We start from the raw sequence: 22,056 nt of genomic DNA on the forward strand, positions 1-22,056 counted from the left end.
GCGGGGGATCGTGAGGTCGACGCCCGTGGGGCGCAGGGAGTGCAGATCGGGGACGGCAACGTCCAGGTGAACGTGTTCCGGGCTGCACTTCCGCTGGCCCGCACCGCCTACCTCCACCAAGTGCAGGCGATCGCCCCCGAGGTACTGACGGACCGGGACGCGGAACTGTCCGAACTCGTGGAGTTCTGCACACGCCCCGACGCCGGCGACTGGATGTGGTGGCGGGCAGCGCCGTGGGCCGGAAAGACCGCCCTACTGTCCTGGTTCGTCCTACGCCCTCCGCCCGGTACGCGCATCGTCTCATTCTTCGTAACGGGACGCTTCGCGGCCCAGAACGACCGGGAAGCGTTCCTTGACGTCGTGATCGAGCAACTGGCGACGCTCCTCGGCGAACCCATCCCGTTGTATTGGACAGCCGCCACCCGCACCGCGCACCTGTGGGCCATGCTCGATGCGGCGGCACGCCACTGCCGCCGTCAAGGGCAGAGGCTTCTTCTCGTTGTGGACGGTATCGATGAGGACCGCGGCGCCGACACCCACAGCATCGCTGCCCTCCTGCCAGCACACCCTGCCGAAGGCATGCGCATTGTGGTCGCAGGGCGCCTCAACCCTCCCCTTCCCTCTGATGTGCCCCCCGAGCACCCGCTGCGCGACCCGAGCATTATTCGTACGCTGGAGGCATCCCCACACGCACGAAACATCCAGCAGGCTGCACCGCTGGAACTGGGCCGCCTGCTGCGTGGCTCCGACCCCGGGCAGGAACTGGTGGGCTTGGTGACGGCCGCAGGTGGCGGGCTCAGCGGCCAGGACCTAGCGGAGCTGACGGGGCGGCAGATGTGGGAGGTCGAGGACACGCTGCGCACTGCGGCCGGCCGTACGTTCACGCGTCGGCCGACCATGGGGCGATCCGATCCGGTATCAGCCGGTGAGGTTTATCTGCTGGCCCATGAGGAACTCCACGAGGCAGCCACGCGCTTCCTGGGCGGTGCGCGGCTTCGCGCGTTCCATGAACGTATTCACTGCTGGGCGGATCGATGGCGCCGCGCGGGCTGGCCCGCCGAAACACCCGAGTATCTCCTCATCGGGTACTTCCGTATGCTCCACGCCCACGCTGAACCGGCCCGCATGATCGCCTGCGCCCTGGACGTGGAACGCCATCGTGCCCTACTTGATGTGACCGGAGGTGATGCCGCCGCCCTGGCCGAGATTACAGCGACACAGGACGTGCTCCTTGACCGGGAACCCCCAGACCTGCGTGGCATGACACTGCTGGCTGTCCAGCGGGACGCCCTCACTGACCGCAATCGCGAGATCCCCACGCGCCTTCCCGCGGTATGGGCGCGCCTGGGGCACCCTCTGCGTGCCGAAGCGCTCGCCCGATCGATCTCTGATCCAAGCCGTCGGGCCCGAGCGTTCGCTGCCCTGAGTGAGGCACTGGCTGAAGGTCGTGCTGGCGGCCAAGCGGGAATCGGGGCCGACGAGGGCGTCTTCGGTGCAGGAGAGGTTGCCGACGAAGCTGAGGCTGCGGCCCGGTCCGTCACTGAGCCGGAAGCGCGAGCCGAAGCCCTGGCGCGAGTAGCGGAGGCATGGGCGGAGTCGGGACATGCCCGACGTTCACAGGACCTAACCCGCGAGGCCGAGCACCTGGCCTGGGCCGGGTTCGGAACCGCCTACAAGTTGACGCTCGCAGTGGAGGCAGTTGCTCGCGCGTGGGCGTGTCTGGGCGACGGTGACCGTGTCGAGACGCTCGCGCGTGAGCTGGAGTCACTGTCAAAGAAGCGTAATTGGAAAGGGACAGGCGACGAATTGCCGGACTGGGCCGCCACAACGGCGCGTGCGCTTGCGCGGGCGGGCGACGTCGATCGTGCTGAGACCGTCGCTCGCGGCATCACCAATGTCCAGGCGATGGCCTTCGCGCGCGTGGTGGAATATTTCGAGCAGCGCGGAGACAACGATCGTGCTGAGATCTTGGCCCGCCATGCCGCTGAGCAGGAACGGACCGTGGACAGCCCCGAACTGCGGTCCCTGGCTTTAGCCGAAGTGGCGGCAGCGGCAGCACAGGCGGGTGATGCCGAGCGTGCTGAGAGATTGCTGTGTGAGGCCGAGCACTTCGCGACGGCGAGAACCGCTGACTCTCACACGTCGAGGGAACAGGCCAGATCGCTCCTCGCGGTGGTGGTGGGCTGGGCAGGGCTGGGGCACACAAGTCATGCCGAGGAGCTTGCCCGCCAGGCCGGACGGCTGATTCAGGCCAGCATGCAGTGGCGGCGCGTATCGGCGCTGGCGTGGGAAGCAGACATCTGGGCGCGGCTTGAGCACAGCGACCGAGCCGAGAATCTGGCCCGGCAGGCGGAAACCATTGCTCGTACCGCTGGGCTACCAGGGCTGCCACGCCTGAAACTGACTGAAGTGGCGGTGACATGGGCGTGGGTCAACGACGCCAACCGCGCCGAGGCTCTGGCCCGCACCGTCGCGCATGCGGACGCACGAGCCTCCGCTCTGGCTGAGGTGACGGCGGCTATCGCTGCCCGGGGGCACGCTGGCCGAGCCCACACCGTTGCACTGAGCATCACGTCACCAGCGCTGCGGGCACGCGCCCTGGCAACGGCAGCGGCGGGGATGACAAGGTCTGGCGATGCGACCAGGGCCCAAACCGCGCTGTACGAGGCCGAGGCGGCGGCACGGGCCACGCCTACTGTGGGGGCTCGCTCGGTCGCGTTGGCTGAGGTAGCGGCAGCGAACATGTCGATGGGACAGGTCACCCAAGCCCGATCGGTCTTGCGGAAGGCAGAAAGCCTGGCCCAGTGGATCGCTATCCGGGATTCCAGCCAGGGAGAACAAGTACAGGCGGTGGCAGAAGTGATGGCGGGGCTCGGCCATCTGAACCGTGCCGTCCAACTCGCGCAAAACATCATGGACCTTGGGCTGCGCACTCAGGCACTCCTCAAGCTAGCGGCGGACCAGACCCTCGCAGGGGAGAGTGAGCAAGCTCGCGTACTCATTCAGGAGGCCGAAGACGTCATCCGGACTAACCCCGAGTACGGAGAGTGGAAACCTCTCATGACCGGGTTGGCGGAGGTGGCGGAGGCGTGGGCACGCTTTGGCGCGATCGATCGTGCCTCGGAGCTTGCCCGTAAAGCCGCGGACCTCGCACGGACTAAGACCGGTCCTTGCCTGGCGCGGGCAGATGCGGCCGCGGCGCTCGCGCGGCAAGGAGATCTCGACGGCATCGAAACCGTGATCAGGACGATCGCTTCCCCTTGGTGCCGGGGGCGCGCTCTGGCGCAGGCCGCGGAGGCGCTGGCGCAGTCAGGACACATCGATCAGGCTGAGATCCTGGCCCGGACGATCGCCCTCCCGCACTGGCAGGCGGTCGCTCTGGTGGAGGTGGCCCGCCGAACCGATACGGCCCGCGCGCATCATCTGCTCATACAGGCGCTGCGGGTCGACGCCTGGCAGACCGCCGCCGACCTGCTCACCTTAGAGATTCCGGATGTCCTGGTGAAGATGGTCGACGAACTTCTCGCCAGCCAACCTGACTTGGGCGAAAGCAAAGAGCAGCACGGCGAGCTCACGTGGCTGCCCCGCTTCGCGAGGCAGTGGTCACTCACGCGACGCATTTACCAGAGGGATCCGGAACCGACGTAGGAGATTGGGTCGGCTTCGGTTTCGTGGTGTCCCTGGCCTGCCCCGAGTTCGATCGGCTCGTGTACCCCGTGTCCAGGCTCCAACCAGGCCGGATCGAAATCTGAGACCTCCGGCGGGGTCCCACCCCGCGGCACCTGTATCCCACCCATGACTCGACCGCCATGGATGCTGTGAGAAAAGCCACATGAAATGGGACGGGCTCACCCCAATGGGCGACCTCGACAGCAGCCACTGAACGTGAGATTAGAGGCCACACCCCTTAAACCAGTGAGACTCGTCCATCTTCAGCGAGATGGGACAATTGCGAGCAGGGAATCTCAGCACCGTGTCTGAATACCTACAAGTAGTCCTGCCCGCGCCCGCCGTCGCGGATCTGGCAGACGGCGATGGTGTGCAGCACCGAGTTCAGCGCGCGGTTGCCGCCGGTGTTGAGTCGGTGGCGGATGTTGTTGCCGCTGGAGGCGTCCAGGGGTGCGCTGCCGGTGTAGCTGGCGAAGTGGTGCTCGGTGGGGAAGCGGCTGATGTCCCCGATGTGGTCGATGGCCTTCGCGGCCAACACGGTGCCCAGGCCCGGCAGAGTGGTCAGCGTGGTGCGGGTCGCGGCGACGGCCTCGCGCATTTCGGCCTCGTTGTCCTTGACCTGCCGGTCCAGCCGGCGCAGGTCGGCCAGCAGATCTCGGGCTATGTCACGATGGCAGTTGTCGGTGGCCGTCACCGGTCGGATGCCCTTCATCAAGGTGGCAGCCTTATCGGCGGAGAGGCCGGTGGGGGCGCCGCCGGGCAAGAGGTCGCGCAGGACGGCGTGCAGCCGGTTGAGTACGCGGGTGCGTTCGTGGACCAGGTCGTCGCGTCGTTCGGTCAGCAGCCGCAGGATGGTGGTCTGGTCTTCCTGCATGATGGGCCGCAGGTCGTGGCGGAAGAGGGCGACCTGCGCGACGTGGAGGGCATCCCTGGCGTCGGTTTTCCGGTCTCCACCGGTGGCCAGGAGGCGGGCCCGGGCCGACAGGGTGGAGGGGACGTCGACCACTGGCTGCTCGTCGATCAGGTGGTCGTCGTAGAGCGCCTCGAGGTGCCGACGGGCCACCAGCACCGGAACCTCACCCAGAGCCGCGCCGACGTGCGCGTCGAGATCGGTGCCCGGGAAGAAGCCGAGCTGTCTGAAGAAGCGCTGTCGCTCCGGCGCGAGATCCCGGTAGGACAGATCGAACGTCGCGGTGACGGCGCGTTCCCCGGCCCGCAGCTCTCCCAGCCGGTCCCGCGCCGCCACCAGCCGCCCGCACAGGTCCTCGGCGGTCCACGACGGATGGTGCCGCAGCCGTGCCGCGAGCAGCGACACCCCCAGCGGCAGACACCCGCGCAGTCGCACCAGTTCGTCCACCACACCCCGGTCGAGGCCATCGGCCGGCCGCCCACTCAGCCGCACGAAGAGGTCGACCGCGTGATCCGGCGGCAGCGCCTCCACCGACATGACCACCTCCTCGCTCGCCACCAGCCGCCTGCGGCTGGTCACCAGCACCAGGCAGCCACTCCCACCGGGGAGTAGCGGCTCCAGCTGCCGGTAGCTGGCCGCATTGTCGAGAATCAGCAGCGCCTTCTTGCCCGCAAGCCTGCTCCGCCACATGGCGGCCCGGGCCTCCGTGACCGCACCGACATCGTCACCGACGGGTATCTGCTGCGTCGGCACGCCGGCGGCCGCGAGAAGCGAGGCGAGCGCCTCGCCGGCTTGCACGGGAGTGCGCCCCGGCGAGTACCCGTTGAGGTTGACGAAGAGCTGACCATCGGGAAACCGCTCGGAGAGCAAGTGACCGGCGTGCACGGCGAAAGTGGTCTTCCCGACGCCCGGCATCCCGTCGGCATGAACCGGCAGCCCCTCGCCACGCTCCTGCGATGCCCGCACGGAGCCCATCAGCCGTTCCAGCTCCCCGACACGGTCGGTGAACGCGGCGGTGTCGCGTGGCAACGAACGCAGCACCTGGGCGGCTCCCGGCGGCCCCGCTCCATCCTACGATCGCCCCGGCGTGGTGGAAGGCCGAGCCTCGGAGAGCCCGGCGAGCAGGGCCGTCAGCCCCGCCATCGTCACGCCCAACACGACGAACGAGAACCAGGCATGCTCCTGTAACCACCCCAGCCAGCCGGGCCACCGCGACTCGTTGGACACGGCGTTCGTGACGAGCCCGACCAACAGCGTGGTCACAGCGCCGCCTCCGGCGACGCCGGCGATCGCGAGTCCGCGCCGGAGTCTCATACGGAGGCCCCGGCGACCGGGGGAGCGGTCGACTCCGCTCCGGCGCCGCTGACGAGACACCACACGCCGCCAACCGACCTGGTCACGAAGGCCCCCGAGTCCGACGCCCAACTTGCCTAGCGGAACAGTCTGGGTGGACCTTGGTCAAGGGCGCGTCTGCGCCATGCCTGCCGTTGAGGTAGATGCGCGTGTCTGCTCTACGTGCCTAGCCGTTGAGGTTCCGGCGGCTGATCAGCCAGATCGCGATCCGTGGCCATGATGACCGCGTTGAACAACCACAGCAACCGATACGACCTCGTCACACCAAGGAGAAGCGCTGCTTCTACCATCCAATGGACGCCACCTGGGTCAGACTCCGTGATGTCCAGGACAGTGGCCAGCAGGCAAACCCCTGAGATCAGCAGGGTCGCCGAAAGAACACTGACCCAGTTCCGCCGGAATTGGGACGCCAAGTGCCCGGCGGTTCGTAGCGTTCGCATGCGCCTACCCGTCGCGGCCGCATACTGCGCGATCGCAGCAGTGACGAAGCTGCCGACCAGGGCCACGACTGTGGCTCCCGTCGTATAGATCTCAAGGCGTTGCTCACGTCCTGGCTTTCCAAAGAGGTCGCCACCACCTGTCGAGTGCACCCAGACAAGGTGCAGCCCGAGAACCACGATGACAATCAGCCAGTCAGCGCTTGGTCGAGCACGCCACGTGTTGAGCAGTCGCTGTGGTCCACCCCCAGTGCCAGACACCGCGATACCCCCTGCGCGACCAGTAGAAAGACTTCCCCCTGTCGCACTCCAGCCTAGACGTCGGCACCGACAGCGGCCTTCAGGGTCCGCCTGTGCTCAAGAGCAACGCGCTCCAATTCGGTCAGGGCTACATGGAGGTCGATCGAGTGCCCGTCTGTTGACTCGAGAGGCACCCTGCACTTCGCGGTGATTCGTTCGGCCACGAAGTCGATCTTCTCGTCCGTCGCTTGCTGGTTCCATTCATCGATGTGCGCCTCGGCTCTCGCGACGTCCACCGCGTCGGTGTTGTCGAGCCAGTCCCCGATGTCCGCGGCAAGCGCAGAGGTCGAATCCAGCAGCTGCCGGTGGCCGCGCGAGCGGCGCCGAACGGAGTACCACTTGGGCTTCTTCGGGACCTCCAGCGTCAGTGTGATGGTCATGTCCGGGTATTCCTCATGGATCCGGCTGACCGCCGTTCCGATGTCCGAGCTGCTGCGGAGCGCAGTCGGACTGTCGTGGGGCTCGGGCTGCACACGGATGGTTAGCTTCTCCACCGCAGTCGCGCGGGCGAGCTTGTCGCGTGAACGAGCGTCGATCACCGGTCGGAGCTGAATCTCCTCGCTGGTGAGGTGCATCCCGTTGAACCATCTCTGGATCGCCTGCACGCGCGGGGCCGAGATGCCACCGCCCATCGTGGCCACCACGTTCCCGAAGGAGAGGAAGTACACCGTCGTGACATCGACGAGCCCTTGATTGGCAGCGAGTTGCAAGTAGCTGAACGACCCGTCGTCGTAGTTGATCTGCTGCGGTACGTCTTTGCGGACCTTGGCCAGGAGCAGGTGAGGGGCCGGCTGGTTGGGGTCAACCGCGCCGATCAGGGTCTCACCGCCCGACTCCACCGTGCGTTGGGGAATCGGCAGGTCGAGCAACTGGCGAAGCCGCGTCCCCCAGTCGCGGTGCTCCATCCGGGAGTTCGGTTCCTTCGCGTCGGCGATTTCGTAGAAGTGAACAGTTCTGTCCCGGTTTCGTGCAGCCACCCGCATGCTCCCCCATCAGGATGTGTACCCACCAGGATAGCGAGCCCAGCGCAGGCTGCTCGATGTATCACACACTGTGGGCCTGCCCCCATCGATGAAGGCGCAGGCCCACGCGGGCTGTTACTCGTTCTCGAACTCGGCGTTCAACTTCAGGGTGTTGGCGTTCTCGGTGAGAATTCGCACCTTGTCTTCCGAGAACCCTTCCGGGTTCTTCGCCTGGATCTCGACGGTGACCTCCACCTCGGTGCCAATCGCGTCGAGGTGCTGGATGATCTCGAAGAAGTACTTTGTCGCGTTCTTGCTGTACTGCTCAGAGGTGAGCTGGGCATGGGCGTAGAAGCGGGTGGGGATGCGGGGGATGACCGGCTGCTGCAAACCGTCGGATGCCTTGGCCGTCGTTCCGCCTGTTGACGTGCTTGTGGCGGGCGACGCTGTGGTGTTCGGGTCGGTGGTGGCGGGTTCGCGCTTCTGCGCGGCCTCTGCCTCATCCTCCTGCTGTTGCCTGACCGCTCTATCCGGACGTACAAGGAGAGTGCTGTCGGTGATCTGGCCGAACTTCGCGTTGCCGCCTGGCAGCGTCAGCCCTTGATAGCGGCCACGGTCCTCGTCGTATCCGGAGGCCAGGGCAAAGCCTTCCGTCTCCCACGTCACCATGGACAGGACGTCCTCGATGCCTTGGTCGAGGACTAGGCGGTTCACCAGTCGGTTCATGTACGGGTACGTGGTGTGCAGTTCCCAGAGCTGCCCCACCGAGATGTGTCCCTGTTCCCAGATCCGCGACAGGGGTCCGCTGAGCTTCTGATACAGCAGCGCGGGAGCCTGCTGGATGTACAGCAGTCCCTCCCGCCTGAGACGGTCGGCCGTCCGTACCGCAGCGTCGCCCGCGCGACCACCGTCCACCTTCAGGTGTTCCCAGACGATCGGGCCGCCAGAGCTCTGTTCGGGAATGAGCGCCCACCGGTAGGCGTCGCCGATCCGCAGCTCGACCTTCTCGTGCGCCTGGTCGCGCCGGGTCTGTGCCTGGCGACGCTGGCTCTCGGTGAGATCGAGTTCGAGCTGGGCGTCCAGCACCTTCTTCCAACCGAGGTACTCTCGGGCCGCCTCCATGAGGTCGCTCATGTCCTTCTTGTCCGGCGCCAGGAACACCAGCGTGTTCTGGTGGGTCCGATTCCTCGTGCCGTGGGAGGAGAGCGCTTCTACCGCGAATTGCAGAGCCGGGGTGTCCGGGACATCCTTACCGCCGCGGTGCACGTACTTCGGGTGGAGCAGCACCACCCGCGCTTGCTCGACGTCGGGGACTTCCTTCGTGTGCAGCGGTGCGATGTGGACGGCGCCGAAGTCCCCGCGCCGGTGCTGGATCGGGCTCAGCCGTCGGACGATCTCCGCCCACACGTCCTCGTCCCGGCCGAGGAGCCGCTCGGCCTCGTCCTTGGCCCTGCGGGTGATGTTCGTTTGTGTGTCGAACCAGTAGCGGTCGGCATCGCTGTACAGGTACGTGGAGCGGTCCGCGAGGGTGTTGAGCGCGGTGCGGAAGTTCCCCATAGCGTCACCTGGAACTGCCATGCCGAGCCTGATGTGCTGCTCTGACAGTCCCTTTTTGGCAGCCTTGATGGTGGGGGCGGAACCCATGAAGACAGTGCGCGCGACGCGACGGCTCATCGCCCGCTGGCCGAGCACCGTCTTCTCGTTGTCTACGGACACCGGGGTGGAGTCGGGACCGTCGACGTCGGCGTCGATGATCGGCTTCCAGCGATCTTCCAGGTAGTGGGTGAGTTCGCTCGCGACGCGCTGGTCGTCAAGCGGAATGTCTCCCGGCATGATCATGGGGCTCTTGTTCTGGTCCCGCCACAGTGCATGGATGACCGCGCTCATCAGCCTCAGCACACCACGAGTGCGCTGGAAGCGGTCGAGGGTCGACCAGTCCTCGTAGAGACGGGTAAAGAGCTCCGGGTGGATCGGGTACGTCGACTTGATCCGCCGCTCGTAGTCGGTCCTGTCCACACCCGCCGGGAAGTCCCGCTTATACGTCGCATAGAACTGGCTGAACAGCCGGGCAGCCTTGTTTATCTCCGCCTGGACGTCGCCGGTCGGAGTCTCAAAGAGCCGACGCCGCACAATCTCGAAAGACTCGTCGGAGCTTGCCGGCCTCCAGGCATCCGCCTTGCGATGGATGACCTTCTGCAGCCGGTCCAGAGCGATCTGTCCAGCTTCGCCGCCGATCTCGTCAGCATCAGCCCTCTCGTTCTGTCCATCTTCCGAAGCTGGGATGGACAGAACGAGCTGCGCACCGGTCACCGCCTCGACCGCCTCGGTCAGGGACTGGGCGAACGAGAAATGCGTCTCGAACGTGCCGGCCGGAAGGTCGTCGTTGTTGACAAGCTGGCGCGCGTAGACCACCCACTCGTCGATGAGAACCAGGCACGGGGCGTAGGCAGCGAGCAGGTCCTGCAGCAACTCCGAGCCCGGGCTGGTACGCGTCCGGTCGGCCTCGGCGATGACGTCGTACGCCTGTCTGCCGCCCAACTGCCAGGCCAGCTCCCCCCAGAGGGTGTTGACTACGGTTCCGTCCGGCTTCTCATCAGGCTGGCCGGGTGCCAGAGCCGTCCCTACCAGTACGGCACGCCGCACTTTTTCCTTGGGCAGCCCTGAGGGCGAAGATGCGATGAGTTCTTGCATCTCCTGCGGCAGCCGCTGCGGCTGAAGGCCCGCGGAGTAGAGGTGATACAGCGCCAGCATCGAGTGGGTCTTGCCGCCACCGAAGTTGGTCTGCAGATTCACGGTCGGTGAGGCGTTGTTGTCGCCAGAGATTCGTCGCAGCGACTTGCTCAGCAGATCGCGCAGACCGTCGGTCAGATAGGTCCGCTGGAAGAACTCTTCAGGGTCCGTGTACTCCGGTGCACCCTCACCCTTCGCAACCTGCGCGAGATTCGCCGCGAACTCGGAGGCGTTGAAGTCGCCGCGCGCCACGTCCTGGTGCGGGACGAGGACATCACGCCAGGGCTTGAGGCCATCAGCGGCGACGCTGGGCATTGCCGCCGCACGCCTGGTCTGTCGCTTGGTCTCGGCCTCGATCATGGTCCGTTGAAGGTCGATACGGGACTTACGGACCTGCTCAACCAACTCAGCAGTCGCCCCCACTGCGATCAGCAGCCGTTCCGCAGTGTCCAAAGCACGTACCGTGTCATCGGCACTGAACGGCTCGTTGTGCGCCCACCGGTTGCGCACGTCGTTGACCTCACTGGCGTACCCGCGAGTGGCGCCTGGCAGCGAATGACGGAAGTACGATCCCCAATAGCGTTGGACAATGTTCAAGAGGAACTGCGGATCGCGCTTCGACGCCAGGCTGCGCCCCTTCTCGCGCTCCTCGGCAGCCGCATCGTCAAACCAAGTCGCCCCCTGCCTTTTGGTCATCTCCCGCTCCACAAGCGGGAGCAGCCCGTCAGGCAGCAGCTGGATCATGCGGCTGATGCGGTCGAGGTTGCTCATTGCCATGGTTCCCGCAATCCCGTCTTCTGAACGCTTCCGTGGTGTCCGCTTCGTGATTGGCGCCGTGCGACATGTCGTTGTTCTGCACGCCCGCCCCCTCGCGCATACTCTGGCCTCACCGATCAGAACAGCATGTCTTCCTCCGCTGTCACGCCTCGTTTGTCCGCACCTCGGGCTGCGGTCTGCAGATCAGGCCAGGAGCTGACAAGGTTGTTGAACCACCTCTGGCTCTCTGCCCAGCCTCGGCTCTCACAGACGTTGTGCAAGAGGTAGGCCAGTCCCTTTACCGTGTCCTCGTCAATTTCGGGGCGTGTACGTGCGCGTGCGAGTAGCTCTCCAGCCGCATCAATGCCGGTGCCTGGACCCTTGCCCTCAATGAGGCGGGATAGGTGCATAGCGACCTCCCAGACGGTGAGACGGTCGTCAGCGGCTGGGTCGTATTTGACCGGAAGAACAGCAGGTTTGATAAGTGCCGCCTTCCCGGCAGCAGACCTTACAACCCCAGCGTGCACGAGACCGGGCACGGAGGTGTTGTATCGGTTAGCTAGTTTATCGGCTTCACCGAAGTCAGCGGTGCCCCACTGGTGTTCCTCAAACCATTTAATGCACCACCGGGTGTCCGAATCGAAATCTTCTTCGTATTCAGAGAGGACTTCATCGAGCGCCTTGGCGATCAGAGAGAGCGCGGTCCGGACACGCATGGGGGAGCCATCGGGCTCGGTCACGCGGATATACCGGGAGAAGATCTCCATGCCAGGGCCGATGGCGGCCTGGCCAAGGTCGATTGCCGGGATCGAACTCTGCTGCAACGGTTTGATGCGCTCAGGGAGTTCACGGCGGAGGGCTTGAAGGAAGCCGCGGCGATCTAGGGCACCCGCGGTTTCAGGGCGGGGACGGCAGATCATCGCAACGTAGGAGGCGAGTGCATTCGCCCCCTGCCCCACCTGACGGGTGCTGTTGGTGGCGTGAAGAGGCCATGTCCCAACGACGCTCACGCCAGCAGCCAACATCGCCTCAAGCAGGGCATCCCATGCGGAGGAGGTCAGCTCGCCGTCCTTGGTTTCCTCCTGCCGATGGGCATAGATGACGATGAGGGGGAGGTCGGGGCGCGACGCCTGTTTGAGTGAGGAGAAGACCTCTGTGAAGCCGTCAATGAAATACTGGCGGGCCATTTCCTGGCCGCCATGGCGGTGGGGGTTGGCGATCAGCTCCTCGGCCTTGGGGGTGGCCATGGTGCCGAATAGGTCGGGATGAAGCCTTCTTGCGGCACGGCGGAGCCATACGTAGAAGTAGTCACTCAGGTCCGCGTAGTTGATCTGGGCGAAATACGGAGGATCTGTTGCGATCAGGGAGCTGGCAGCGGGAACGAGATGGCCCGCGGTACGGGCGTCAGCTTGCACGACCGTCCCTACCTTGGCATCGCGAGGCAGGGACTTGAGTGCCTTAATAATACCATTGACCAGCGAAGACCAGCTCCCAATGGATGAGCTAAAGGGATTGACTTCAGCAAAATCCCATAGCATAGGGATCGCCTGACGGCCAAAGGCTGGCTCCGCCTTGGAAGGCCCCTTTCGGATTCTCCATCGACTCTGGGAAGAGTGTGCTGCGCTTAGCTTACTCATGCAAAGAGCGAGCACCGATCCAATCGCCTTTACCTGATCTCCATCGCCTCCATCCTGTTCGACCCATTCCGGCACCTTGGCTACGACATCCGCAAACGCCCCCAACATGTGCAATTGGCGCGGAGTGTAAATATCGGCCTGTCGTCGCAAGCCGTATAGTGGGGTCTTGAAGTCCCGTGTATTGCCGGGGAATTCTAGCTCCGGAACTTCATCGGGAAGGGTTAGCTCGAGAGCCTCAGATCCTGGGGGTTCGGGTACGAACCGTCGTCCTGTCTCGTCGTCCACTGCAATTGCCAGCATTTGCAGCCCCATGTGGCCGTCGATGCCCGCCTTGCGGATGTACTTCTCGTCGACCTCTGTTTCGCATGCAAGGCACGTGAACTTTCCGCCGCGTCCCGCCCGTTTTGTCGCGTCTGGAACCGCCGCGTTCACGCCGGTACCGACTTCGAATCGCACGAACCGCTGCTCCACGACAGGCTTAAGCCATGCCTCACGCCTCTCTTGCTTGCTCAGCCAGGGGGAGCTGTAGAGCGGGATGTCGATTCCGCAGGCGGGGTTGGCGCACGGAACCTTTCTCGCCCAGAGCCAGGCTACAACTTCTCCCCCGCTGACTGGCGCATACAGGTGCCCGACCCTGGCTTTGACCTCCTTCTCAACGCGCTTGGCATAATGTTGAATGTCGACCAACAGCCCGACCATCGGGTCGACGGTTGTACCTTTAAGTGTGCCGTCATCACCAGAAACCGGAGATCTGCCGAGCACGGCAGGAACCAACTGAGTTTCCACGCGGGTCACAAGAGCTGGCACTGGATTAAGGTCGCTCGCCACGGTCGGAAATCCGAGCCGTTGTGCCTCTACCAAGGTTGACCCACCACCGCAGAACGGGTCAAGCACCGTTGGGAGTTCCTGCCCCTTCTCGGCTAGTATCGCCCTGGCTCGCTTCATGGCTTCCGATGATGGAGCCGTGCCATTTTCTGGGACCAGACCCTTAATGATCTCCTCAAGTTTGGCACGCTCCTCCTCATCGCCTGGGTCGTCCACAACGGCCGCGAACAGTAGCGCCCGCCATGCGGGAGTCGGCATAGGCGCAAACCACTTGTGGACATTCTTCACGGTGCCGATGCTGCGCTCTTTCTCAGCCTTGCTTGCTTTACTGATAGCCTCTAGTGGAAGCGCGACCTCAATTAGCTTCCGCCTCCGCGGCGCCGAATCATTATTCACCCCAGTGCTCACAGCGGAGCTCCTCCCTTGTTCCAGGCATCCGGCCACGACAGCAGGAGCCCCTCGGCTTTCAGATCCCCGAACTCGGTGTCGGCGAAGGCATTGTTCAGGTACCGCACCTCATCATGTTCCGGCCCCTCGGGGTGCACGGATACAAGAGCGAGTCGGTGTTGATCGCCACGATTCTTGGCGACCAGAATTTCGTTTCGGCTGATGTAGAACTGATCCGCTCCGGCACGGCGACCCTTCACCTCGATGTGAACGAGTCGGCCTTCCGGGGTCAGGGAACGGATGTCGTATCCCGGGTTGTTGTGCGCCATCTCTTCAGGAACGCGCCCCAGTGCCCTCTCGACTCTCAGTACGGCGGCAACTGCCCGGCGGTCGGTCTCGTATCCGTCCGTCGCGTGCAGCGGTGCTAGAGAACTCCCGCCGTCCCCAGGCCCAACTGCCCTGGCCAGCCAGCCAATCGGGACGATCAGCGCGTGGCCGGCCACCACCGGTGGCTTGGGCTGTAGTGATGCGTCCTTCTCCAGATCAGCCAGCCGCTGTTCGCGGCGCAGCTCAAGTTCCTCAGCCCATGAGCGCGCTCGCTCCGGCCTGTGGCGGACCCGCTTTCCTACTGCGAGATCCTGCTCCAACTTGCCAGCCTGCGCGTACCAGTAGCTGATCTCCTGTTTGAGGCGCTGTTCGACCTGAGTGCGAGTGCGGTCGATGACAGGCAGGAGGCGTTCGCGAGCTGAAGCGAGGTGCTCGGGAACGGCTTCCTGAATCGCCCAGTCCAGAGCCCGTGCACTGCCGCCGTCGCGCAACCACTCTTCGTCCAGCAGGACCTTTATGGCTTTGGCCTCCAGCGGAGTCGGCGGCCGGTAGTCGAGGTAGGGGGCCGGACCCGCGTTCCGGGCTGTGCCGTCGGGCAGCAACTCCGTGAACGCGAAGGTCCGGTCGACCGCGCGCCGGTGACCATCCAGGACGTCCTGTTCCAGAGCGACGAGGAGCTGTGGCTGGTCGCCCGGGTCTGCAGCGTCGACCAAGACTGCGCCTTTGCCGAGAAGGTGTCCGTGGCGTCGCACCGTCTCATTCAGCACGGCGTCGAAGAGGGGGTGGCCTGGTGCGATGAGGTCGGCTCGCGGCTTGCCCGGTACCGTGATGCAGTCCCGCTCGAAACACACTCGCTCGTACTTGCGCTGCACCATGCCGCCGAGGCCGTCACCGAGACGTCCCGCCTCTCGCAGGATTACCGGCACGTGGGTGATCTCGGAGCGACCGGCTTCTCGAGGCTTCAGATGTCCGCCCAGGCGCGCGAAGGCGTCGCGGAAGAAGGCTTGCACGTAGTGCGGATGCAGTCGGCGGGCCTGTGCCTCTTCCATGCGCAGCCGCACTCTGTGGATGTCCTCGATCCCCATGACCTGAGCGTCAAGGGCAAGGCCCTTGATCAGCTCGACGGCACGCTCACCGACTCGGGCGTCGATGACCTGGTCGAGCTGGGCCTTCACCTCGGGTCGGTCGCCGTAACGGATCGCTTTGACCAGCAACTCGCGCAGCGGCTCGCCCTCGAAGATCTCGCCGAGGACATTGTAGACCTTGCCCTGGTATGCCTTGCTTTGCTGCTCGATCTTGTCCAGGAGCCGCTGGAAGACCTGGCCCTCGCGCGTATTGTCGGCGACCAGATTCCAAAGGTGGCAGACCTCGGTCTGGCCGATGCGATGGATACGGCCGAAGCGCTGCTCGATCCTGTTCGGGTTCCACGGCAGGTCGTAATTGACCATGAGGTGGGCACGCTGAAGGTTGAGACCTTCGCCGGCCGCGTCGGTGGCAATGAGCACCAGGACGTCGGGATCCTGGTTGAAGGCGTCCCGAACGTCACGTCGCTGCTGTCGCGGCGTACCGCCATGGATGGTCACCACGGTCTCGGGGCGCCCGATGAGCGCACGGATCCGCCGGGAGAGGTACTCCAGAGTGTCCCGGTGTTCGGTGAAGACAATCAGCTTGCGAGGCCGGCCTTCAGCGTCCCGCATGTGTTCGTTGTCCTGGAGCAACGTGGAGAGTTCCAACCACTTACGGTCCTCGCCCAGCGCGAGGACGCGGGTGGCCAGGCGTTCCAGCTCCCGCAGGCTGTCGATCTCCTGCTTCAGCTCGGCGATGGTCAGCGCGGCGGAAGCCGAGTCGACGACCTCCTCTTCCAGGTTCTCCAGTTCCTCGCCAGACAAGTCGTCCAGCTCGCTGTCGAGCGAGTCCATCCCGGCCATCGCTGCGGAAGCAACGGGCTGAGGAGCCGTGGCAGCAAGCTCGGCCTGCTGCTTTGCCGTGAGCATCTCCTCGCGTCGGGCCTCGAGTCGTTTTCGGCGGCGTTCCAGAGATCTTGCGATGGCCTCGGGACTCGATGCGAGCCGGCGCTGCAGCACGGTGAGGGCGAAGCCGACCTGGTTACCGCGGCGGCCGTCCAGCCGCTCGGCACGGTTCATCTCGTCACGGACGTACTCCGTCACACGCTCGTACAGTTCCTGCTCGGCGTGCGAGAGCTCGTAGGGAACGGTGTAGGCGCGCCGCTCTGGGAACAACTTCCGCCCATCGAACGTGAGCAGATCCTCCTTGACCATGCGCCGCATCAGGCCCGCCGCGTCGTGCTGGTGGACTCCGTCCCGGTACTTCCCAGCGAAGCGGTCGCCGTCGAGCAGCGCCATGAACAGCTGGAAGTCCTCCTCCTTGCCCGCGTGCGGGGTAGCGGTCATCAGGAGGAAGTGCCGCGTGATCCGGCCGAGGAGGCGGCCGAGCTCGTACCGCTTGGTCGTCTTGAGCTCGGTCCCGAAATAGCTGGCGCTCATACGGTGTGCCTCGTCGACGACCACCAGGTCCCATGCCGACTCGACAAGACGTTCCTGGATCTCCTCGGAGCGTGCCAGGGCATCCATGCGCGCGATCAGACGCGGGTGCTTGTCGAAGACGCTGCCGTCGATGGTGGAGTCGATGAGTTGCTTGGTGAGCAGCGTGAAGTCGAGCCCGAACTTCTCCAGAAGCTCGTCCTGCCACTGTTCGACGAGACCACCGGGGGCGACGATCAAGCAGCGCTCCAGATCGCCGCGGAGGGCCAGCTCTTTGACATAAAGGCCAGCCATGATCGTCTTTCCAGCGCCGGGGTCGTCAGCTAGCAGGAACCGGAGCGGCGTACGGGGAAGCAGCTCGTTGTAGACCGCCTGGATCTGGTGAGGCAGCGGATCGAGCACGCTCGTGGAGACGGCCAGCATGGCATCACCGCGCGCAGCCATGCGGATACGTAGTGCCTCTGCGGCGAGACGGAACAGCTCGGGATCGGCGTTGAATCCTTCATGGGAAGGAGCGGACGTCGCGAGCGCGAGCTTGCTCTCGTGGTCGCGGTAGAGAATCGTCTCCTCGACCGTCCCGTCAGGGCGGCGGTAGGTGACCTGTGCTGCGGACGTGCCGAACATCCGCAGCGCGACGATCACGACTTCCGTACTGGGAGCAATGCCCGATATCACTCTGCCCGGCGCAAGGTCCTCAAGCCGGAGGTGGCTTTGTTCGGACATACCTAAGCCTCCTGCCGACTGCACCCATGGTCACGTGTATAACGAGCTTCAATGATGCATCAGAGCGAACATCCTGAGCCCCGAGATGCTGCGGCCTCCCCACGCGACATCCCCGGCTTTCCGGACGGGCTCCGTCGCACTTCGGTTCGGCCTCGCGATCCGCACTTCTCTGATGATTGGCAAGGTAGGTCCCGTGATGACGCGCGTCGAACTCATGACCGCCCTGTCGGGAATACGGCAAGCACAGATAGGCAGCCGCCGTGCCCCGCACAAGCCGCTGCTCATACTGTGGCTGTTGGGGCGATTCGCCGAGTCGGGCAGTACCGCGGTCACGTACGACGAGGCGGAAGCCCCTGTCAGCCGTCTCATCAACGACTTCGGCCCCGCCGTGACGAACCGCTCGCGTGCACGGGAGCGAGCCGCGATGCCGTTCGTGCACCTGGAGCGCGAGCTGTGGGATGTTCGGGAGAGTGACGGCCTGGCCCTCGGGCCGGACGTTCCGGAGCGCGGCACGGGGGTACGTGTTTAGCGCTGCAGTGACCTCCATGCTGCACCGCCCTCATCCAAGATCATCTAGGGCCATCTGCTCCGACTGTGATGCTTGGCCAGGAATATGAGTTCCCGGAATTCCAACAGCCCGAAGCGCCTCGATTCGATCGATAATGGCCTCAGCAAAAGCGGACCAGCCAACCGAAGGGACAGGCTCGACGAACGAGCCGCTACCCTTGGGGGCGGTAACATAGCAAACGGTATCGTAGAGGTTTTCTGCTAGAAGTCTTTCACAAAAGACTCCGCCGCGTTGCTGGTAAGACAGGTCCATCCATGTATCGCTTACAGGGAGTGGTGATTTTGCCGTCTTTACTGGACGGCGTGATCCCGAATCATCTTCCATAAGGTAGAAATATCCAAGCCAGGGCGGCGTCTTCCGACGTTCCTCAGAGAATGCTCGACGGACATCCGTTGCGCTTCCCACGGCCTCTTCTACTCGGTTGTTGAAATTGTTTCCATAGGATGGGCCTCCGAGCGCTTTCAATTCGAATGCCGCAACGAGAAAATTACCCCAAGTGATGACTACATCCCACTTTTTCTGAGGTCTGTAGAAACCCGGTAGCTCCAGCTGTGATGCGGTCTGAATGCAGGAAGAAGGGTACCCTGCGTCTCGAAAGAAGTTTGCGACCAGACTTACAATCGGGTCGAACTGCTTGCCGCCCCTGACCGAACCCTCGGTGCCTGCATCTTCGTCGTCGCTTTGATCTCCGGGTGCGCCGTCATCTTCGCTTGATTCCGCAACGGACACCTCTTCGGCGAGCTCGTGGGCGTCTGTCCCGGGATCCACTCCAGCAAGAATTGCGTCTGCCTTCTTCTTTGCAGCTGCCTTAGCCGCTTTTTTGGCGCGCGCTTTTCTTGCTTGCTCTTCTTTGATCTCCCAATATGAAGATATTGCGATCTCAAGGTTGCCGCGATCGACTGGCAAGTCAGTTCTCCTAATCTGGTAGCTCGCTGAGTCCGTACACGCGCAGCGAAACCGCCGTCGCGGCCGCGACATCGCGTTGGTCAAAGGCGGTCGCCAAAGCAGTCTGGTCTTCTTCAGTAATGTCAGCGGGAGAAGGTACGCGAATGCGACGTAGATATTGAGCCTGGAAGCGCAGCGTCCCCCCTCGCATCTTGACCGCATATGCTTCCACGAAGGCTTCCGCGACCTTGGATAGCAACAGGCCGCCGAGTACGCGCATGTCCCAGACATCTGAGACGATGAAGTACAAGTTGTGGTGTGGATAGAAGCCACCCTTATCCAGCACCGGATGGATCGTCAGCTTCATGTCCGGGAACAGCAGCTTGGGACGACGAGTTAGCTCGTGATCGACCTTGTCGATCGTCTTGTACCAACGGTGAGGTTGCTTCGTTGCGACGTAGCGCTTACGCAAGGCCGCACCGTGCTCTTCGAAGTAAGAGGCGAGCCGCGGATACAGTGTTAGATCAACGAGGTCACCATCAGCCGTCCAAGGGTTGACCAGGTATTTACCGTGCCAGTCCAAGCTGCCATTGCGGGTGTCTCGGACCATGGTCATCGGAAGAAGCCGGTCATGTTCTACGAGGTCGCAATTCTCCGTGAGGAACACCTTGTCAGCACCGGTAGCAATACCGATCCCGACACGTGTGCCGGTCTGTGGGTCTTCCAGCAGACTGAAGCGTTCGGTGAGGTCTTCCAACATGGCTAGTCGTGCTGGTGAGGCCGCCGGCCAAGAAGCATCGTCATCGAACCAGTGCGGCATGCGAGCACCCTGGAACGATTCTGTTGTAGTCGACTGCTTATCCGCTTTGAAATACCAGGCGGCGAAGCTGCGTGCTTGATCGGCCCCAAATGACCGATTGGTGTCGGCCGCTACTGCCACGCCTTGAGGCCGGTTGGAAATGATCGTGATGGCTGGGTAGGCGGAGACTTGATCGTCGAAGGCGTCGACATCATGCATGACCAGGGCCAGGTCCATGCTGAAGCAGCTGTTTACCAGCTGGCGCAGACGGCGGCCATACTGATTCCGCATCCATCGGTCCGCACAGATGAATCCCAATTGACCGTCGGGGTTGAGGCTTCGCAGAGCGATCTCATAGAAGCCGACGTAGATATCGGCTCGGCCGCCCATCGTGGAGCAGACACTGCGATAGGCCGCCATGCGATCGTCAGGTACGTCTTCGAGTCGGATGTACGGCGGGTTCCCGACTACGTAGTCCGCACCTTGTTCCGAGGTGGGCTGCAGCAGGTAGTCACCTTGCTGGACCCAAGCGGTTGCTACCTGGGCGGCTTCGTCGGGTTGCCAGCCTTCGTTCAACAACTCCTTCTCGACTACGCGACGACTCATCCGAACGTTGCGGGAGAGCAGGTCGAAGGCACGGACCGACGCCAGTGCATCACTGATCGGGCGCCCGTGTGCGCGGCAAGAGGTACTGATCCGTGTTGCAGCGGCCGCCAGGAACGCTCCGCTACCGCAGGCCGGCTCGACAAGGCGCACAGTGCTGAGGTCCTTCTCGGCCGTGTAGCCAAGGAGATCAAAAATGAGATCGACCACCCAGCGCCGCGTGAACACCTCGCCATGTCCCACAGCCTGCGGCGGGAGATCTGGGACGGTGCGTACGCCGGTGCTAATGGTTGAGAGAGTGGTCACGGCGACGACCCTACAGCCGGGGCAACTGCCGTGGCTGCCGTCCCTCGGTGCGGCAATTGTTCGTTGCCAGCAAGGCTAGGTGATCAGGTGTGTGCTGCCTTGTAAGGGCGGACGTGGTGGGCAGCGAGGACGCCCAGGGCACTCCAGCTTTGGAGGACGCGCACGTCACTGGCGCATCTCGGCTGATACGAACCGTCGTTGACCGCGTCATGTGGCACGCGGGCCCGGGTGCTGAGTCACGTGATGAGAAGCGCCCCATCTTGCCTGGCGTCCAGGCTTGCACTGACGGTTGCGGTGGCCTGTCTGTCACTGCCGGTCGCCGTTGAGCGGCCTCGGGGAGCCTCGGACGGCCCAGGGACGGCCCAGGAGTCAGCCGTCACGCGTCCACACTGAGCAGGTAGCAGCGGCAACATCACTCAAGCGGGACGGGAGCGTCCGGGAGCTGCTCGCTGTAGAGCCACGTGAAGGTCCGGTCGGGTTCGAGGTGTGCCTCTCCCCAGTGGACGACGTGGATGCCGCCCGCTACGTCGGCAGCAGGGACGGCACTGGCGTGAGTCCCTGATGCCATGCTTCCCCATCGATGCTCGGCAGCGTCCTGTAAGAAGTTCATCCAAACCGCTGTCTCGCCCGGTGCGGGAAAACTACAGTGGGCGGGTGCTTAAGAAGCTTCGTCTGTCCCACTTTAAGGGTTTCGCCGAGTTCGAAATCAACTTCGGCCAGCAAGTAGTTCTCGTTGGCCCCAACAATGCCGGTAAGAGCACCATCATCTCCGCGCTTCGCCTTGCAGCCGAAGAGGTTTCTTTCGCGCGCCGCAGGAACTGTCGAGACCGCTTTAATCTGGATGGAAATAGATGGGCTCTGGGACATCACCTTACTGACGGAATCGGTAATCCATCTGGTTTCGTAGGCGAAAACATTCGACACGAGTTCCGGGAGTCGGAAACGCGGCTTGAGCTGACGTTCAGTTCTGGCGCAACCCTCAAATCCGTATGGCCCGTGGAGGATCCTCCGTTTTTCTGCCTGACGAACGATGACGGGCCGGTAGTGAGCACAGGCGCAAACGCTCGATCTATTACGCCGTCAATCGGAGTAGTACCCACGCTTACACCTGTTCAGCACAGAGAGCTCATCTTGACCGAGAGATACGTCAAGGAAAGCCAGACCACTGAGGTTTTCTCAGCGAAATGATCTCCGCGAAGCAGGCTGATCGGCGCATGTCCGGATGGATCGGTCCGGGCGGCCCCAGCTCTGGACAGACGTAAAGCCCCTGGTAGGACAGGTCCCACCACAAGATCATGTCCGTAACACCAGAGGCTTCACGTTGGTCACCTATGTTGCCACGCTCGACGTCCCGCGCCATGTCGTGGAGTACCTGTCC

At 63.8% G+C, this 22,056-nt stretch carries 12 protein-coding genes and 1 pseudogene; 3 read left to right on the forward strand and 10 right to left on the reverse strand.

Going from position 1 to position 22,056, the window contains the following annotated elements:
* Positions 1-39: 39 nt before the first annotated feature.
* A complete protein-coding gene (locus ACWEKM_RS18785; protein WP_451622290.1) occupies positions 40-3,648 on the forward strand; it encodes a hypothetical protein in 3,609 nt (1,202 codons plus the stop codon).
* Between the two features lie 337 nt (positions 3,649-3,985).
* Here the strand turns inward: ACWEKM_RS18785 and ACWEKM_RS18790 are convergent, their stop codons facing one another.
* The 6 genes from ACWEKM_RS18790 to ACWEKM_RS18815 form a co-directional block, all read right to left on the reverse strand.
* On the reverse strand, positions 3,986-5,620 hold the full coding sequence (locus ACWEKM_RS18790; RefSeq protein ID WP_451622291.1) for a transposase: 1,635 nt from the start codon (positions 5,618-5,620) through the stop codon (positions 3,986-3,988).
* A gap of 30 nt (positions 5,621-5,650) precedes the next feature.
* Positions 5,651-5,842 carry a hypothetical protein gene (locus ACWEKM_RS18795; protein ID WP_451622292.1) on the reverse strand — a complete coding sequence of 64 codons (192 nt, stop codon included), beginning with the start codon at positions 5,840-5,842 and terminating at the stop codon, positions 5,651-5,653.
* 841 nt (positions 5,843-6,683) lie between these two features.
* Positions 6,684-7,646 carry a hypothetical protein gene (locus ACWEKM_RS18800; protein ID WP_451622293.1) on the reverse strand — a complete coding sequence of 321 codons (963 nt, stop codon included), beginning with the start codon at positions 7,644-7,646 and terminating at the stop codon, positions 6,684-6,686.
* A 120-nt stretch (positions 7,647-7,766) separates the two neighbouring features.
* Positions 7,767-11,132, reverse strand: coding sequence for a DUF499 domain-containing protein (locus ACWEKM_RS18805; protein ID WP_451622294.1), 3,366 nt, complete (start codon positions 11,130-11,132; stop codon positions 7,767-7,769).
* Between the two features lie 122 nt (positions 11,133-11,254).
* Positions 11,255-13,987 carry a DUF1156 domain-containing protein gene (locus tag ACWEKM_RS18810; protein WP_451622295.1) on the reverse strand — a complete coding sequence of 911 codons (2,733 nt, stop codon included), beginning with the start codon at positions 13,985-13,987 and terminating at the stop codon, positions 11,255-11,257.
* On the reverse strand, positions 13,984-17,517 hold the full coding sequence (locus tag ACWEKM_RS18815) for a helicase-related protein (RefSeq protein WP_451622296.1): 3,534 nt from the start codon (positions 17,515-17,517) through the stop codon (positions 13,984-13,986). Before ACWEKM_RS18815 ends, ACWEKM_RS18810 begins: the two co-directional genes overlap by 4 nt.
* A 196-nt stretch (positions 17,518-17,713) precedes the next feature.
* Here ACWEKM_RS18815 and ACWEKM_RS18820 point away from each other — a divergent pair.
* Positions 17,714-18,040, forward strand: a pseudogene (locus ACWEKM_RS18820) (phosphorothioated DNA-binding restriction endonuclease); the annotation flags it as partial.
* A 36-nt stretch (positions 18,041-18,076) separates the two neighbouring features.
* On the opposite strand, the gene ACWEKM_RS18825 reads toward ACWEKM_RS18820, so the two are convergent.
* From ACWEKM_RS18825 to ACWEKM_RS18835, 3 genes are all read right to left on the reverse strand, one after another.
* The gene (locus tag ACWEKM_RS18825; protein WP_451622297.1) at positions 18,077-18,991 is read right to left on the reverse strand and encodes a PaeR7I family type II restriction endonuclease; all 915 of its coding nucleotides are present in this window, start codon (positions 18,989-18,991) and stop codon (positions 18,077-18,079) included.
* Positions 18,992-19,001: 10 nt separating this feature from the next.
* Positions 19,002-20,678, reverse strand: a complete 1,677-nt coding sequence (locus ACWEKM_RS18830; RefSeq protein ID WP_451622298.1) for an Eco57I restriction-modification methylase domain-containing protein — start codon at positions 20,676-20,678, stop codon at positions 19,002-19,004.
* A 412-nt stretch (positions 20,679-21,090) separates the two neighbouring features.
* A complete protein-coding gene (locus ACWEKM_RS18835) occupies positions 21,091-21,246 on the reverse strand; it encodes a hypothetical protein (RefSeq protein ID WP_451622299.1) in 156 nt (51 codons plus the stop codon).
* On the opposite strand from ACWEKM_RS18835, the gene ACWEKM_RS18840 reads away from it, so the two are divergent.
* On the forward strand, positions 21,240-21,866 hold the full coding sequence (locus tag ACWEKM_RS18840) for an AAA family ATPase (protein WP_451622300.1): 627 nt from the start codon (positions 21,240-21,242) through the stop codon (positions 21,864-21,866). The genes ACWEKM_RS18835 and ACWEKM_RS18840 overlap by 7 nt on opposite strands.
* On the opposite strand, the gene ACWEKM_RS18845 is transcribed toward ACWEKM_RS18840, so the two are convergent.
* Positions 21,826-22,056: hypothetical protein (locus ACWEKM_RS18845; protein WP_451622306.1), on the reverse strand; the 231-nt coding region annotated here is incomplete at its 5' end. The genes ACWEKM_RS18840 and ACWEKM_RS18845 overlap by 41 nt on opposite strands.

It is taken from the genome of Streptomyces sp. NPDC004752 (genome assembly GCF_053601275.1).